The following is a 16,388-nucleotide window of genomic DNA, read 5'->3' on the forward strand; positions in this document are numbered from 1 at the left end:
CCGGGTTTGAAGATGACGTATTGGTAAATATGGTACTTGCCGTATCAGCAGTTGTGCCAGTCAGATAATAAGCCAGCTGTTGATTTTTTCCGCAATGGACAGTCAGCGGTACAGCAGCCGTTCCGGGGTAATCCGGCAAGGTAACCGTCACATTGCGCGATGATACGTCGCAACCACCTGTTGGAACGACAACCGTATTGTTTGCGTAAACATTCCAGGTAAATGTAGCAGTGTGAACATCTCCCCCATTAGAGATATTAGATCCTACCTGTCTCATGACTAATCTTGCTATAAGTGTCCCTTGGTTTACAAGTACACCTGAGGCTGTAGAAACAGGTGTCAAATTCAATTGTGTATTCCACGGAGTATAAGAGCCCGAAGTATTATTCACTTCTTTTGTCTGAGAGGTCGTTGGGAAACTATAACTACTCCCGTAATAAGTAAGAGTACCACTAAAATTCTGTAACACACCGCCATATGATGAGCCTGCTAGCAAACTAACTAAGTCATTCCTGGCTGACGGCATGTCATTTTTACAAAATATAGATTGAGATAAATCAACAACTAATACTTGACCAGCTTGTACATTCGGTGTCAGATTAGCATATACATCAAGCGAGCCCGAACCTATATCACTATTAATGGTGGTTCCCCGGGAGTCTCGACAAGTAAAAGCATTAGCGCCGGATGAGTATGCCATTAGGCATACAGAAGCCACGAGGGCAGCAACTTCTTTTTTCTTCAACACTTTCTTTAGTTTTGAAACCAGTGTCATGACATGACTCCTCAATTTAGGCGTAGGTATACGTGACATTAATCACGGCCTGAATGCTGCCTTGCTTGGCGTTGCCATTAACTGATAACGCACGAACCTGTAATGGCAGACTCGCTGACTGTGTGGAATCATCAACCTGAACCGCCTTGGTTTTGCCGTTGTTCAGGTTATTGCCACTGGTGTCCTGCAGTTCCAATTGAAGATTGGTTGCCCCACCTTGATTTTTGTAATATCCCGTACTGTCCGTTGTCCCCGTGAATGTTGCCGTGACTCTCGAAGTGCCTATTGGACAATTGGTCAAATTCAGCGTTACCGGATGCCAGGCTGAGCCCGAGCCGGCCTGTATATAATTAAATGTAAACAAGTCGCCCAAGTCTACCGTCGCCGATGGCGTTGATACGTTGCAGGGCTTGGCCACTACGCGTCCGTTGACCGTAATGGTCACGTCAGCTGCATGCGCGGCGAATGTTGTAGTAAAAAGCAACGCCCCCGCCAGCACAATGTTATTGATAATGATCATCTTCAGACTTCCTTACTGAAACTCTAAGGTGAAATTGGCCGTCGCTGTCACTGTTCCTGCCATCACGGGAGCGCGCGTTGCCATTAAGCGTGCATAAAAGCCCAACGTATTGGACTGGCCCGCCGTCAATGTCGTCCACTTCAGGGAGTCCTGAGCCGCATTTAATGGAATCGGAGTCTTGTCACGATCCAGTAATTGCACCCCAATACCGCTTGCAGCGTTTGTTCCAGTATCAATCTTTAACAGGGTAGTGTTGTCGCTGTCAGAGGTTCCGACATACCCCACGCGAACTGCCGTCGCGGAACTGCCGCACTTGTCGAAGACAATCTTGAAAGGTATGGATGGCGTGACGGCCCCAACCCGGTTGAATTGCTTGGCCGCATTGCTCAACAGATCCACCGTAAAATCCTGAGAGTCAACAGAGACCGAGCAGGCATTGCCTTTTAGATAACCTGTGATGGTGATAGTACTGTCCGCCGCATGGGCATATCCCGCAACCAACGGCAACAAACACAGGATTGGAAGGTATTTTCTCATTGCGTCATCATCTCCTGCTTATCACCGGCAAATGGCAGAGGCATAGCTCAAAGCCTGGTTTTGACTGTCAGTCGGCAAACTGTACGTCGCCGTGCAGCGCTCATTTTCGCTATTGCCCCACTTCACGTTGATGGTACCTTTTGGCGCAAGGCCGGTAAGGTAAACTTGCCCGCCATCTGCCACGATGCTGCCTGACTGACCATCTCCGTAAGAGGCTACAGAGCCGAACGGGACTGGCTTGCCGTTGTTTGTCAATGTCATAAGAACCTTCAGCCCGACTTTGGCCTTGAAGTCCGCACGCACGACGGCTCCCCGTGTAGGAACGACGCTTAATACCGGTTCTTCCAGTTCGACGTTGTTCGTCAGTGTATTCGTGTTCAAGGATATCCGATTCTCGCGGTAGTCCATCGCATAAGGGAGCACGGCATAACCGCGCCAATCTGTACGCACCCCTGTTTGATTCTCGACAGAAACGTGTTTCGCCCCCGGTGCCTTGATAAGCACTATGGTGTCATTGAGTGGCTGGCTGAAGGTGATGCCATTTTCGTGGGCAAGTACGCCACCACTGGCACCATAGTAAATCTGCTTATAGTCACCGCTGTGGCTATAACCGACGTTGGCGTTGCCGTAAGCGCCGCGGTAATTCAGCGCGGCGTTACCCGTTGCGCCGCTGTTACTACCACCACCGCTGTTATAGCCCGATTGCACGCTATAACTCAGGTTGTTATCTTCCAGCAGCGTCCCGTAAAGGCCGGCCGAATTTGTCGTACGTCCCTTGAAGTCTGTCGACGTGTTGTAACTGGCATTGGCATTTCGGAATACTGACCTGGTATCCGAGCGCATCCAGTGGCTGAACGGAATATTAATGTTGAAAGCAAGCAGTTGGTCTTTATCGTCGGACCAGGCATTTTTGGACAGACTATAACTCAGGCTCCAGCTGATATCCTGAATGGTGCTGTTATAACCAATCTGCAACTGCTCATCTGAACGGCTGGTATTCCAGTAGCTTTGATGACTGCCAGTCAGATATATCGTCGATGTCCGTCCAACCTGTTGCGTCACCGTCGCCTGCAAACGACCCCGCTTGCTGTAGTTCAGATTGTAATAATCCGTCAGCTTTGGTTTGATATTCACGATCCCGTCTTCACTAATCACGGAGTAACCGCTCATGCGTCGCCACGCGGTGTCGGCCAGAGAATAGAAGCCCTGGGTAGAATAACGGTATCCGACCAGTTGGAAATTGGTCCCTAACTCATTGAGCGATTTGTTATAGAGAAAACGCAGAGATTGTCCCTGATGCTTGCTGCCGTCAGGCAAGGTGGCATTCGACTGCGTAATATCCGAAGATAACGCTCCGAGGTAGCCCAAGTTTTTCCCCACCCCGAGGTTAAAGGCACGATAGTCGTTTGAGGCACGTGTGCCGCCATAGACCGTCCAGCCATCGGGTAATCCCCAAAGCGCCGTTCCCTGGAAAAACTTCGGCTTGTCTTGTTGTTCATTACCACTGCGGAACTGCCCTGCAGTCACCGCGTACTTCACCTGACCTTCACGCTGCAACATCGGAACGGATGAGAAGGGAACGGTAAAGACCTGAACTGAGCCATCCGCCTCTTTCACCGTCACCTGCAGATCGCCACTGTTTCCTGCCGCATACAGATCACCGATAGTGAATGCGCCGGCGGGTACTGTGGTCTGATATATTTCATATCCGTTCTGCTTGACCGATACGCGTGCGGTACCACGTGCTATTCCATGTATAACGGGAGCAAAGCCGCGCTGACTGTCGGGCAGCATATTATCGTCTGTGGCAACCTGAAGGCCGCGGAAGTTGATACCTTCAAAAATATCACCAGCAGTATAGCCATCACCCATCGTCAGCCGGCTGCGCCAGGATACAATGTCACGTTCAAGCCAGGTATTGACATGTTGCCAGCGATTTTCGTTATATCCCGTGCCGCTGCTGTAACTCCAGGTTGAGTTATCCCGCAGGCGCCATGCCCCCAGGTTGAGACCCGTTTGCAGATTGAGATAGGCGTAATTGCGGGTGCCGCCATTGTGACTGCGCACTTCACTGCCGGTATAGTTGTAATTGAGCAAACCGGCCGTAATACCATTATCCCAAAGCTCGGGAGCTATGTACCCCCTCGCCTGATTTCCCATGAAAGCCTGAGGAATGCTGATGGAAAGACGCTGACGACCGACATCGAATGAGCTTGCAGCATCAGCAATAAGCCGCGTGAAAGGCACGCAGGCAGTGCTCTTCATTACGGCAATATCTGGAATAGTCAAGGTATTGACGCCAAGTGAAGCCAGCTGAGAGCGAGTGAGGCACGGTTCCAGCTGGCTACCGTCATCACTTTTATCAAAGGTGATGTCTCGCGTCGTCACGTAACCCTCGTTCATGTAAATGTCGACACGATAGGTACCCGGCGGCGCATCAAGCCCCTTTTCGAAACTGGAGAGATCGGCAACCGATGCCGGGTCGTCAGCCAGGAACCGGGGATTGAAGTAATTTTCCGCGCGCGCGGAAAATGTCGAAGCCACCAAGAGCAATGCCAGCGGCGTTAGCATTGCTTTGTTTAGCGCCCGTTCCCGGATGTGGTATTTTTTCATGTTATCCGTGCCTGCTCCATAAACCAGGTGACTTGTCGCTACCGCACGCCGTCATCAATGCCGGTGCTGCGTTACCTGCGTTATTGAATCCATTGTTTTAGTGAATGACTCAGATCGTTACTGCAAGGTGCCTTTCATCACAGACGTGAGCGCACCGTAATCATTAATCGTGCGATATGTAATTGCACTGCCGGCATCGCCCGGCAGTTTCACCGTTGCCGCCCCCATAGGCGGGACCATGACATTGGCTAATGAACGTGTGCCGGCATTCAATTCCGTGACGGTCAGAAAATAGGGTGTTGGATTATTCAGTACCAGTGTGTTCGCATCGCGTTTAAACGTCAGTTTTCCGGGGGCCTGATCAGGCGCCATACTGAGATTTTGTGGGCGATACAACAATTTGATTCGGCTCGTTATCGCCAGTTGAAGCGTATTTTCTTTCTGTTTTGCCTTGTCCAGAGAAGGAATGGCTTTGACGTTGACCCAGAAAAGACTTTCGCGGTCTTTAGGTAAGGCGTTATTGGTTGCATCAATAATACGCAGTGTATTTTCTCTTTTCCCCTGCATGAGGAACAACGGCGGAGTAATAACGAATCGGCCTTCTTTTTGACCATCATCGTTCTCGAGCCAAGATTGAATAAGAAAGGTGTCTTTATCATTATTGTTGCTCACACCCAGAGTGACCTGTTTCTGTTCTGCCGGATAAATAACGCGTGTTGCCCCAAGAGCCACGCCCGCTTCAACATGCGGAGTACAAAATACGACTGCCAAAGCCAGCAGTGAACCCATGACGTTTCCGGTCGTTTTCATTTTAATCACGTTAACCTCTTGGGGCGGATAACCGCCGTTTTAACCTTTTGCGCGCGCTTATCTCATCCGAGATAAAAGTTTCTACGCGAAAACGAGTGTTTTATTGGTATGTCAAAGAGAACCAAGCCTGGGCATTTGCAGCACCACCGATAACCGTATTGCCGGTTGCCCGATATTTGGCGACAAATTGCAAGATACGCGTTCCTTTAGTCAGCGGTTTCCAAGACTGAGGTTCTGAATTAATGGCTATGAGTTGCCCCTGTTCATCGAACAGGGCGATGCCGACGCCAGACGCAATCCCCTCGCCTTCGCCAACCGACAGAACATCAGGGTTTTTGCCATCGGCTAAGCCGTGAAAGACGATACCGACGCGATCGCTGACATTGGGATTACAATCCTGGAGATGCAAACTGAACGGCACCGGATCGGCGTCATCCCCTGCATCCTTGAAACGGTTACTGCTAACCTGTCCCATGCGAACAACCAGTTGCCTGTCACCCGCCTCAACCGTACAGGCTTCAGCGATGAGCTCCCCCTGAAAGCGCATCTGTCCTCCAGGAAGCGTGACGTTCCACTTGTTGCCGGCGATAGACAGAGGAGCAATGAAAAGCAGGCAGAGTCCCAGTCTGGTTTTGAGCATCGCTTATTCCCTCTTCGATAGCTGAAAACAGGCCGTCCTGGCCTGATTAAGCATCCTTGCAGACTGGTATTACTGGTATTGAACTTTAAAGTTGGCGTTCGCGTTGGCAGTACCAGGAGTAGCCGCACCGGTGGCGATGTAACGTGCCTGGAATGGCAGAGTGTTGTTGCCGTCATTCAGAGTGGCAGCAGTACTGAAGGTTGCACCGTCGAATGCCAGCGCTTGACCTGCTTTGTCCAGCACCTGCACACCTACGTTGGTAGCACCGCCCGCAGAGGAGCCTTCCAGAGCCAGAGCAGTTGGGTTCTCAGCATTGACAGCAACACCAGAGAATGCAATGGCCGCTTTGGTAGCAACGGTGGTATCGCAATCGCTCAGCTGAATGTTGAAGCCTACAGCAGAGCTGGTTTTCCCCGCCTCGCTCAGCGTGCCAGTTTTGACCTGGCCCAGCTGGACGGTTTGGTCTACAGAACCGGCATCAACGGCGCAAGCAGCGTTAACTACTTCACCTTTAAAGTGAACGGTACCACCGTTAACGGTAGTAGTTGCTGCATGAGCCAGGCCAGCAGTCATCAGAGAGGCGGCAATCAAGGTGTTGATAAGACGGATCTTACGCATAAGTTCAAAACTCCATGTCTTGGTAAAAGGCCAATAATTGGCATAACAACTTGATTCACATGAGCATTTTTTCTGTTTGTCTCGCGCCAAATCGAACACGGAAAGACAAAAAAAGTAGTCAAAATGAACCAAATTGTTAAATTAAGAACTATTCGCTACAAACATGAATTTATATGATATATTCTATTGATGTTGTCTGTTAAATTGAAACTAATGTGGTTATAACTGGTTGTTGGGCGGTTTTTTTGCGAGCAATGAAGGTCAGGGGGGAGCAGAAAATGAGAGAAGCATTAAAAATCACCCCTGGTGAATTAATTAAATAACATTAAATATCAATCTAATAGAAAATAGTTGAAATGGATGAGAAAAAAAATTTGACTTAATGGGGCTTTTTTATAAAAATTACACAGTTTGGTTCATTTTGACTTGTTTTCCTTTATTTTTCCCTGCCATAATCCCTGAAAGCGCTCGGCATTACTTGCCGTATACAGAACGGTGTGCTGGATATTCCTGTGCCCCAAATAATCCTGTATCAGACGAGTATCTGCCCCGATATTGGCAAGGGCATAACCGCAGGCGTGACGTAACATATGAGGGTACAGACTAAGCGGGATCGCCGCCTGTCGGCCATAACGACGCAGCAGGTTATACGCCTGCTGACGAGATAGCGGACCGCCTTTCTGGGAGAGAAAAATCCAGGGACTATCGGCGTTGCTCCAGCCCTGACGCTGGGTTAGCCAGTTTTCCAGCAACCGTATTTCAATCGGCAGCAGTGGATGGGTCGTTGTCAGACCATTTTTTAGACGGCGCACGTGAATGATCGCATCATTCAGATTCAGATCCGACAGCGTCAACCGACAGATTTCGCTGATCCGAAAGCCGTGGATAAAACACATCTGAAACAAACATTCGTCGCGAATGCCGTATTTCCCATGACGCGTGGCCTGCAATAATCGGTTGATTTCATCTTGCGTTAAATATTTTCTTTTTTTCATTCTGTCGGGTTCCTGATTGAACATCACTCGCTTCATCCGTTTTTTGATAGCGCGACAGAATAGCGAACTGCGCCAGGGAAAGGAATCCACCTGAACGGCGCAAGGGGCAGTAACAACGGCACTGTTGCAAAGTTCGCTATGAGATAGCCTGTTGCTTTTTGAAAGGCATTATATTTCAAAGGCTCTGCTCACCAGGCGCATCTCGCCCAGAGGATCACCATAATAAAATGCTGAAGCCGGGCCTTTGCGCAGTGCCCGCATCACTTCAATCCCCTTTATCGTGGCGTAAGCCGTTTTCATGGATTTAAATCCCAGCGTGGCGCCGATTATTCTTTTCAGTTTGCCGTGATCGCATTCAATGACGTTATTCCGGTACTTAATCTGCCGGTGTTCTACGTCAGGCGGGCATCGACCTTCGCGTTTGAGCAGTACCAGCGCAGTCGTTTCTCTATTTCAGGAGCATAACGCTGAACCCAGCGGTAAATCGTGGTGTGGTCAACATTCACACCACGTTCTGCCAGCATCTCCTGCTGTTACGATAGCTGATGTCGTATTTACAGTACCAGCGTACCGCCCACAGGATAATTTCACGCTGAAAATGCCGGCCTTTGAATGGGTTCATGTGCTGCTCCATCAGCAAAATATGTCGATGAGTTTTTCACCTGCAGATTTTTGCAACAGTACCCCCAATTCTGAATAGAGGTAGCATTACTATCGTCTGAAAATAACCAAAAAACCTGTCACTTAAACTTCCATACATTAACCTTGGTATTATTAATAAATCTATTTACAATATCCGTAATAAAGGGTGACCTCGAGTGAGGAGGTTCGCTGGCATCTAATAATGGATACCACAATAAATTCTTTTTCTTTACTTCTCTGCTGACCAAAACGAAACCTTTAGCATGCATTGCTAATAAAGCAGCCCTTGCTTTGTATATGCTAATCCCAGCCACATCTGCCACCTCCCTGGTTGTCGGCCAATTCTCTATCGGAAGATTCACCCCCCTAGATAATTCAGAATTATCTGATTCCACAAGTTGATTTAATACTTGTAGTAAAAAGTGGGTATCTATGTTGGAACTCATTAATGTCATTTCCCCCATGGAAAACTATCGTTTATTTATAATAAATTTACACATCATTTACAAAAACTAAAAACTTAACTCATAAATATAGTCATGCGACATTCAATTTTGCATAATCAGAAACGCCAACATAAAATCATTACATTAACACTTGAGGCGCAATAAATTAGATGTATATGTCGTATAATATTCTTTTATGGCTCATTGATGTTTTGTTTAGAGATTGCCAGCCCTGCTCTAGAAAAGTGTATCCAGCTGTAAAGTGGTGAATATGCATACCGCTTAAGCTCTATATATCCTCCTTACAAAGACTACAAATTAGTCTGAGCAGTGACTTTAGTGATATAAATTTGACATTACATGGAAGGGGCATCCAGTGCTGAAAATAAACTTTACTTTATGAAAGCCGTCCGGAAGTTGGACAGGATCGTGGTAAACCGTGGCTACCCGCTGAAGATGTGGATGGACAACGACCCAAAATTGGTCTCACTTACACTAGTATAGTGGTCAGAATAATATGGTGTGCAGTTCGAATTTATTAAGTCTGGCAAGCCAACATAAAATGCTTTATCGAACAATTGAACCTGACATACCGGATAGAAATCCTGGATTTTTACCTGTTCATAACACTAAATGAAGTATGTGAAATCACAGAACGCTGACCGATAGAATATAACAACGGGCGGCCCCATGAACTGATGCCCCTCTGAATAACCTGACACCGGAAGAGTAACGACTGAAGACTGAAGACTGAAGACTGAAAAACCTGAATTATCAAAGGCGTATAAAACAAAAGTTGGGACGCTTACAGCTAATCATCAAAAAGAGAATATGATACTTTACAGGCTAGATTGTTAAAAAATGTAAAACAACAACCAACCAGAATACAAAGCAAAAAAAATAATGATACACAACAGAATGTGGCGCTGTGCTCGTTGAATTTTAATTCTCAGCCCCCCCCCTGACCTTGACAAAAAAGTCCCATTATTTTTACCATAAAAACGCCAACCGTTGATATTTGCCATCTGAAGTTTCTTTGCATATTAATATCCAGAAAATTCAAATAGTCTCCTTCAGGGTTATGCTCGTTTATCGACGATATCCGAAATTGCGCGCGAGGTCATAAATGCCCATCCACCGATCATCCTTGACCTCAGTACGCTGAAGTCGGAGCCCAGAAGATGGCCTACACCATGAAGGCGAGCGACATGAGACACGTTCATGCCGGGCTCCATAGTCTGCTGAATAATGGCAATTTTTTCCTGCGGTGTACGACGGCGACGCCGTTCAGGTCCTGATAACACTTCAACCATCTTATTATTCTGACTGGTGTTAAACATAGTTCTAAGACTACCTCTTATTTTAAGAGAGGCGAAGTGTCTGGTGATCTATGGGGCTAGTCTAGTGATCCTCTGGGCGAGATGCGCCTGGTGAGCAGAGCCTTTGAAATATAATGCTTTTCAAAAATCAACAGGCTACCTCATAGCGAACTTTGCAACAGTGCCGTTATTAATGTCTAGGAAACTCAAAAGGAGAAATTGAGTTTCCTAGACATGTACTATCCTACCAAATGCGACTTATTCCTGAGTACAGTTTAAGGCAGCGAACATAGTTTGAGCCGCCACACAAGAGGCTGCGCTACCGTCTTGCCAGTTACTCCCCCAACAAGTGTTCTCCATTACTGATTGATAGTCCTTACATTTTGGATCATTTTCCGCCTGAGCGAATCCAGAAACAATTAGTAATGAAAGTGCTAAAGGTAAAACCACCTTAATCTTACTGTTCACAAATATACCCTCCTATTATTTCCGCTTTGGTAAAGTTAAACCATCTGAGTAAGGAACACTATATTATATACAATAGATATGACTTACATTAATAGCTTAGAGACAGTTCAAGTATACCTCCTTTCAGAATTATTAAAACCCACCACAAATAAAAACCTGATAACGACAATATTCACTTCTCATGATGTTTTTTTAAATGATAAAGCACCAAATACTAACTTTATTTGAAATTAGATATCGCCAACTGTGTTGATCCAGGCCCGAAACTTTGTTCACGCATAGGAAGTTGAAGCCATTTTTGCCCCGGGATGCGGTGATTGAAACCAAAAAAATCCTCAGTTCCCGGGCCGGTTGGTAAGCAAATACTGCGGGATTTGAGCCAATCGAGTGGCTAACAGACAACGGGTCTGAACCGCCCCGGTTTTCCGGGAGAGTGTTTTGTCTGCGAACTCAGGCTGCCAGAACCGGGTTCACGATTGATGCATAATACGCTTTTTCCGCTTCAGCCGGGGGAATATGACCGAGCCGTTCCATCAGCCTGCGATTGTTGTACCAGTCCCCCCAAGCCAACGTTGCCAGCTCTACTTCCTGCCGGGTTTTCCAGCTTTTTCTATGTATCACCAGCATGCTTCGTAGTCGCACTCGAAAGACAGTTGCTATGCTCAAACTATACGTCTACCGGGGCGGGGTCAGTCCACATCGTGGATTTTTCGGCGGACCTGAACCCTGCAGGCGGTTTCCGTTATCCGGCCATTGCGGTATACCGGTGTGGTTCAGGCAAGGGTTACAACGCAGCCAATTCACGCACACTTTACGTGTAGGTTACACGCAGAAGGGAGATGTGCCACTCGGGGGCTAACCGGCGTGGAGGAGGGTTGAAACGGAGAGTTATCGTGCTCGTCCTACAGGAGCGCAGCGTTCGGTCTTTAACGCTGAGGCGTGATAAAAAACTCATTGAGCCCTCGGAGCTCCATTTTTCTCAGTGCATTAAGCTTATGTGTACTGACTGTTTTGAGTGAAACAAACCGATTTCTTGCTACCCGCCAGGGCGATATTCCTTGGATTAAATCAAGAATTATTTCCGTTTCCATAGGTGTTAAATACTGAACACCATCGAATAGATCCCATTTAGATGGTCTTGAGGATGGTGCTTTAATTGTCTTGAATGATTCTTGCAATTCCTCACTAACATAGTAAGAACTCGATGAATCCTGCAGGAAATTACCTAGGTTCATCAATGAATCGCGTAACGAAAAAATGAAGGTTACCCCCATGGCACGAAGCAATTTTAGAATGGGTACACTTACAGTATTGTCCACCATAGCAATAACTCTCGATGATGAACCCGATGTCATGATTTTTTTTATTAATTTTAGGTCCCCAGTTATGCCAGGTCGCACATGTACAAAAACATCATCCAACTCAATGTTTTTGTTAAAGTATGGGTAAGGTATCAAGGAATCATTTTCTAATAATAAATGTACTATTAATTTTGACTCATGAGCAATACCAACCATCCCTTGTAATGCAAAACTGCAATAACTATAAACAGCAACTTTCCTCATGACTGAACCACATACCTTTCGTATTTTATCTTAAATTCAAGACTGGTGAAATAATCATCCCCTCACTAGGTCATCTATAAAAATAGCAAAAAACACACAAAACAATTAGTTTCCACCTAAGCACAAAAGCATTTAGAATATTTCACTAAAAAATTCAAAATAAAAACAAAAACAAAAATAACACACCAAGAAAATCAACTCTAACAACAAATAAAGTCGCTATGCATAGAGGGTGAAATTGGTGTAATGGTGGGCTGGTATGCCATGAGATAGTGCCAAGGGCCAAGGGCACTGTTGCAAAGTTCATGGTTAGGAAACTCAACCGACCCTTTTTGAGTTTCCTAACCAAGCATTCAGGCAAAGGATCTCCCCATATAGTTAGGGTTGTCTCAGGGCAATGCAGAAAAATGCCAGTTTTGCCGTGTTTTCATCTAAAATCCGTTTTTCAGGTGCACTCATCCAGAGCCAGTGCCTGAAGCCATCGTTTTTTTGCCATCTTATGCAGCCTGTCTGACAGCATTTTTGTGGCGTGCTCGCCCGCCATGGCACCGGCAAAACGCAGTCGACCCTTGCACAGGATGCACTGGTACGGGTCGGTGCCCAGGAACGCTTTCATCAGCACCGCGAACCCGCAGATATTTTCCCGGATCGAGCCAGAGAACAGCTTGTCGTCCTGCATCACGCAGGCAATCATTTTGTGGTAGTTGTTGATGCCAAGCTGCCGGTATGACCGCCAGTGACTGGCTGTCATACCGGTAGCTCAGGGCATGGGAAGACAACCCCGCGGGTTGCCTTCCCTCCGCGCAGGGAAGGTCGGGTTTACGGTTTTCCCGTGGGTGCAGGGCAATATCGGCAATGCGTTCGTTATGCAGGCTCATCATGCGCAGCTGCAGCAAAAATTCCGTCAGCGACCCAATACGGTCAGAAAATTGCCCCCGAAAGGCCCCGAAGGCGACGAACATACCGATGATCATCTGATTGTCGATCACCAGGCTGGTGCCCAGCCACAGTATGACGACCTGGTCACAGGCCGCCACGAAGGTGTTGATCCCACCAAACAGCATGTCCATTTTGGTGACTCGGATACCGGTATTGATGGTGTCGATTTCCAGGTTGAGCCAGTGGGCGATACGGTGTTCCGCCATGCCCTGCATCTTGACCGTGGCGATACCGTACAGCGTCTCCATAAAATACGAGCCGGCGCGGGCATTTCTCACCAGCGCCTCTTCGGACAGCTGACGATAATAGCCGTAGGTCAGCAGGCGCATCAGCACATAGAACGCGATCACCACCCCACTCAGCCAGCCGCCATACAGCACCATCATCATCAGCACGCCAATCATCATGATGCCGTCCATGATGGCGCCGACAATACTGGTGGTGAAGGTGCTGCGCAACGTATCCAGCGAGCCGAAGCGTGACTGAATGTCACCCAGTTTGCGTCGTTCAAAGTAGCCCAGCGGCAGGCGCAACAGGTGGGTAAACAGACCGGATTGCCACTGCACGTTGATGAGCGTCGACATGACCAGTCCGGACCAGGCGCGCACCATGCCGACAGCTGCCCGTAACAGGATGAACAGCATCAGACCAACGCAGATGAGCGTCAGTAACCCGCGATCCCCGGCGGGAATAGCGTGATCCATCACCAGCTGCGTGCCGATGGGCATCACCAGGTTGATGGTTTCGAACACCAGAGACAGGCAAAAGATTTTGCCGAGCGCCCCCTTAAGACCGTGTACGCTGCCAATCAGCGTGCGCAGGTGAATACGGTGGCGGACGCTGTCGGCGGTGAAGGCGCTGCCGGGCCAGGCCTCAAGCGCCACGCCGGTGAAACTGTGCGACAGTTCCGTCAGGCTGACGGCCCGGCGCCCGCGCGCCGGATCATGCAGCACCGCGCGGTGACCTTTGATACTGACCAGCACCACGAAATGGTTGAACTCCCAGTGCAAAATACAGGGGAGTTTCAGCGCGCTGAGCTCGCCAATATCAAGTGATAGAGGGCGAGTGGCCAGTCCCAGCTGTTCGGCTATACCGGTTAACCCGGTCAGCGTGGCGCCGCGGGTCGACAGGCTGAACTGCCGGCGCAGCGCGATCAGGTCGACGTTTTTACCGTAGTAACCGCAGATCATCGCCAGGCAGGCCAGCCCGCATTCTGACGACTCGGTCTGGTGCACCATTGGAACCCGGTGGCGCAGCCGCAGGTTCAGCTGGCTGATCCGCTGTTTGAATGTGGGCTTACTCATTGACCGGCCCCGTCGCGCTGTGTTTCATGTCGTAGAATGGTGACAACATCCACTGATAAATCTTCCTTTTTTCCAGAAACAGGGTGCTTTGCGCTTTCATGCCGTTTTCCAGGCTCAGACGCTTGCCGTCATAGGCAATGGCCTGTTTCTCCGGAATGACGATCACCTTGTAGTAGGGCACGGCGGCGGTCAGCGCCGCTTTGGGCGCCCCCTGATAGGTGAGCATTTCCTGCGGTGAGGCCGGGGCTTTGGAGATGACGGACACCGTACCGGCAAACTGGCCGAATTTTTCCGCCGGGAAGACGTCATAACGCACATTGACCTTGTCACCGGTGGCGATGTAGGGGATGGCGTCGTTAGGCACCCACAGCACCAGGGCGTAGTGATCGATGTCGTGGGGGATCACCTGCAGCAAACTATCCCCCACATTGACCCTCTGGCCAATCGTGACGCTCAGCGAATCGATGCGGCCGTCGGCCAGCGCGCGAACGTAGCGCCCCTGCGGGACGAGCACGGCAGCATTGCTGCCTCAACCGTCTGTAAGCCCCAGCCTCACATCAACACCGATGCCGCCTGACGGCCCGGCGGCTCACACGGTGGCGCATCCCCCACCTTCGCGCTGACACCGACATAAAATGAGCACGCCTGCGTCGTGAGCCGGCTCGCGCCGACGCCCTTTTCCTGTACCCTGCCGCCCTGTAGACTCTGCACCATGTATATTCCCAGACCCGCAAAGCTGCTGTTCCAGCATGACGATGGCTGGAGCCGCTATCTCGACAAACACGGCGACTCCCTCAGCGACTGGACCAAACTCGCCGTCGAACGCATGCTCGCCTGCGGCACCTGCACTATGGGCGTGCGCCGTTACTGCTGCGCCTCACCGGACTGCACCCATTCCCGCTTTTTCTGCCAGAGCTGCAAGTCCAAGGCCTGCAGCAGTTGTGGCCTCAAGGCCACCGAGCAGTGGATCGCCGAACAGCAGCACATCCTGCCCGACTGCGACTGGCAGCACATTACGTTTACCATGCCGCACCTGCTGTGGCCGTTCTTCAACAACAACTGGCCCCTGCTCAATGACCTGTTCTGCTGCGCCACCCGCGCCATGCTCCGCTGGGCGCGCCAACAGGGGATCGAAGTCGGTATCTTCTGTGCGCTCCATACCTACGGCCGGCAGCTCAATCAGCACCCGCATATCCACGTCTCCGTCACCCGCGGCGGCCTCGACATCAACCACAACACCTGGCGGCAGTTGTTCTTTAAAAAGAAAGAGGTAGAGCAAATCTGGCGCAACGCCGTGGTTTATCTGCTGCGCGACAACTACGCGCAAATCAACCCCGGCGGCCTGCCGGGTCTCGGCCATATCCGTAATAAAGAGCGGTGGCACCGTTATCTGCATGCCCAATATCGCCGCGCCTGGAAAGTGCATTTTGCCAAAAAGACCCGCGGCGCCTGGCGCAGCGTGAAATACCTCGGCCGTTATCTGAAGCGCCCGCCGGTGGCAGCCTCTCAGCTCCGGCATTACCGTGGCGGCGCCGTGGTCCATCAGTATTACGATCACCGCACGCAGCAGCACAAACGCCAGAATATCAGCCAGGAGGAGATGTTGCAGCGTTACGTCAGCCATATACCGGCGCGGCATTTTAAAATGGTGCGGTACTACGGTTTTCTGGCCAATCGCAAACGGGGCACACTGCTGCCGAAGGTTTACGACGCGCTGGCGATGACGGTACGGGAAAAACCGAAACGTCCCGGGTTCGCGGTGCTGATGAAAGGCTTCCTGGGCACCGATCCGTACCAGTGCATCCTGTGCAAGGGCCGGTTGCGTTTTGCCGGTGCCGTGGCGGGTGAACACGCCACCAAACTGCTCTCTGACAGGCTGCAGCGGATGGCGAAAAAACGATGGCTTCAGACTCCGATGTTGGATAAGTGCGCCTGAAAAGTGGGTTTTAGATTAAAAATACAGCTAAAATGGCATTTTTACGCCTTATCGTGCGACAAGCCTCATCCGATAAGACCCTTCCTCGCCACCGTCCATGATTAGGAAATTCAAAAAAGGTCGATTGAATCTCCTAACCATGGACTATCAAATTTCACCTAGCATGGTTTTTCTTGAGATTTGTCACAACGAACCGACTGTTAACTAAGAATCGATTTCTTTATGCGCGTAAGCGCATGGAGGCGACAGCTGAGCGGCATG

At 49.5% G+C, this 16,388-nt stretch carries 12 protein-coding genes and 7 pseudogenes; 2 read left to right on the plus strand and 17 right to left on the minus strand.

Annotated elements, in window-relative coordinates:
• The 10 genes and pseudogenes from QDT79_RS24095 to QDT79_RS24140 form a co-directional block, all read right to left on the minus strand.
• Positions 1 to 775, minus strand: a 775-nt coding sequence (locus QDT79_RS24095) for a fimbrial protein (RefSeq protein ID WP_308317199.1), incomplete at its 3' end; no start/stop codon positions are given.
• 16 nt (positions 776 to 791) lie between these two features.
• Positions 792 to 1,295, minus strand: a complete 504-nt coding sequence (fimG, locus tag QDT79_RS24100) for a type 1 fimbrial minor subunit FimG (protein WP_172906422.1) — start codon at positions 1,293 to 1,295, stop codon at positions 792 to 794.
• Positions 1,296 to 1,307: 12 nt separating this feature from the next.
• The gene (gene fimF, locus QDT79_RS24105; RefSeq protein WP_172906421.1) at positions 1,308 to 1,832 is read right to left on the minus strand and encodes a type 1 fimbrial adaptor subunit FimF; all 525 of its coding nucleotides are present in this window, start codon (positions 1,830 to 1,832) and stop codon (positions 1,308 to 1,310) included.
• 21 nt (positions 1,833 to 1,853) lie between these two features.
• Positions 1,854 to 4,445, minus strand: coding sequence for a fimbrial biogenesis usher protein (locus tag QDT79_RS24110; protein WP_172906420.1), 2,592 nt, complete (start codon positions 4,443 to 4,445; stop codon positions 1,854 to 1,856).
• Positions 4,446 to 4,562: 117 nt separating this feature from the next.
• Positions 4,563 to 5,264: a fimbria/pilus periplasmic chaperone gene (locus tag QDT79_RS24115; RefSeq protein WP_308317200.1), complete on the minus strand. Its 702-nt coding sequence runs from the start codon at positions 5,262 to 5,264 to the stop codon at positions 4,563 to 4,565.
• 91 nt (positions 5,265 to 5,355) lie between these two features.
• Positions 5,356 to 5,895, minus strand: a complete 540-nt coding sequence (fimI, locus tag QDT79_RS24120; protein ID WP_172906419.1) for a type 1 fimbrial minor subunit FimI — start codon at positions 5,893 to 5,895, stop codon at positions 5,356 to 5,358.
• Between the two features lie 69 nt (positions 5,896 to 5,964).
• Positions 5,965 to 6,513, minus strand: a complete 549-nt coding sequence (gene fimA / locus QDT79_RS24125; RefSeq protein WP_172906418.1) for a type 1 fimbrial major subunit FimA — start codon at positions 6,511 to 6,513, stop codon at positions 5,965 to 5,967.
• 416 nt (positions 6,514 to 6,929) lie between these two features.
• Positions 6,930 to 7,508 (minus strand): tyrosine-type DNA invertase, encoded by a 579-nt coding sequence (locus QDT79_RS24130; protein ID WP_172906417.1) that lies wholly within the window; start codon positions 7,506 to 7,508, stop codon positions 6,930 to 6,932.
• 168 nt (positions 7,509 to 7,676) lie between these two features.
• Positions 7,677 to 8,130: pseudogene (locus tag QDT79_RS24135) on the minus strand (IS6 family transposase).
• Positions 8,131 to 8,248: 118 nt separating this feature from the next.
• Positions 8,249 to 8,596: a FaeA/PapI family transcriptional regulator gene (locus tag QDT79_RS24140; protein WP_172906416.1), complete on the minus strand. Its 348-nt coding sequence runs from the start codon at positions 8,594 to 8,596 to the stop codon at positions 8,249 to 8,251.
• A 402-nt stretch (positions 8,597 to 8,998) separates the two neighbouring features.
• Here QDT79_RS24140 and QDT79_RS24145 point away from each other — a divergent pair.
• Positions 8,999 to 9,329, plus strand: a pseudogene (locus QDT79_RS24145) (integrase core domain-containing protein); the annotation flags it as partial.
• A gap of 454 nt (positions 9,330 to 9,783) precedes the next feature.
• Here the strand turns inward: QDT79_RS24145 and QDT79_RS24150 are convergent.
• The 7 genes and pseudogenes from QDT79_RS24150 to QDT79_RS24175 all read right to left on the minus strand — a co-directional run.
• Positions 9,784 to 9,909 (minus strand): annotated as a pseudogene (locus tag QDT79_RS24150) (transposase); the annotation flags it as partial.
• Between the two features lie 264 nt (positions 9,910 to 10,173).
• Positions 10,174 to 10,383 (minus strand): hypothetical protein, encoded by a 210-nt coding sequence (locus tag QDT79_RS24155; protein ID WP_172906415.1) that lies wholly within the window; start codon positions 10,381 to 10,383, stop codon positions 10,174 to 10,176.
• A 450-nt stretch (positions 10,384 to 10,833) separates the two neighbouring features.
• Positions 10,834 to 11,004 (minus strand): annotated as a pseudogene (locus tag QDT79_RS24160) (IS3 family transposase); the annotation flags it as partial.
• A gap of 305 nt (positions 11,005 to 11,309) precedes the next feature.
• Positions 11,310 to 11,948: a helix-turn-helix transcriptional regulator gene (locus tag QDT79_RS24165; RefSeq protein ID WP_172906414.1), complete on the minus strand. Its 639-nt coding sequence runs from the start codon at positions 11,946 to 11,948 to the stop codon at positions 11,310 to 11,312.
• A 445-nt stretch (positions 11,949 to 12,393) separates the two neighbouring features.
• Positions 12,394 to 12,579, minus strand: a pseudogene (locus tag QDT79_RS25135) (IS91 family transposase); the annotation flags it as partial.
• Positions 12,571 to 14,191, minus strand: a pseudogene (locus QDT79_RS24170) (peptidase domain-containing ABC transporter); the annotation flags it as partial. The pseudogenes QDT79_RS24170 and QDT79_RS25135, both read right to left, overlap by 9 nt.
• A pseudogene (locus QDT79_RS24175) lies at positions 14,184 to 14,681 on the minus strand (HlyD family secretion protein); the annotation flags it as partial. The pseudogenes QDT79_RS24175 and QDT79_RS24170, both read right to left, overlap by 8 nt.
• Positions 14,682 to 14,903: 222 nt before the next feature.
• On the opposite strand from QDT79_RS24175, the gene QDT79_RS24180 reads away from it, so the two are divergent.
• Entirely contained in the window at positions 14,904 to 16,127 is a 1,224-nt protein-coding gene (locus QDT79_RS24180; protein WP_172906453.1) for an IS91 family transposase, read from the plus strand.
• Positions 16,128 to 16,388 lie beyond the last annotated feature (261 nt).

The organism is Serratia marcescens (genome assembly GCF_029846115.1).
Lineage (GTDB): Bacteria > Pseudomonadota > Gammaproteobacteria > Enterobacterales > Enterobacteriaceae > Serratia > Serratia marcescens_L.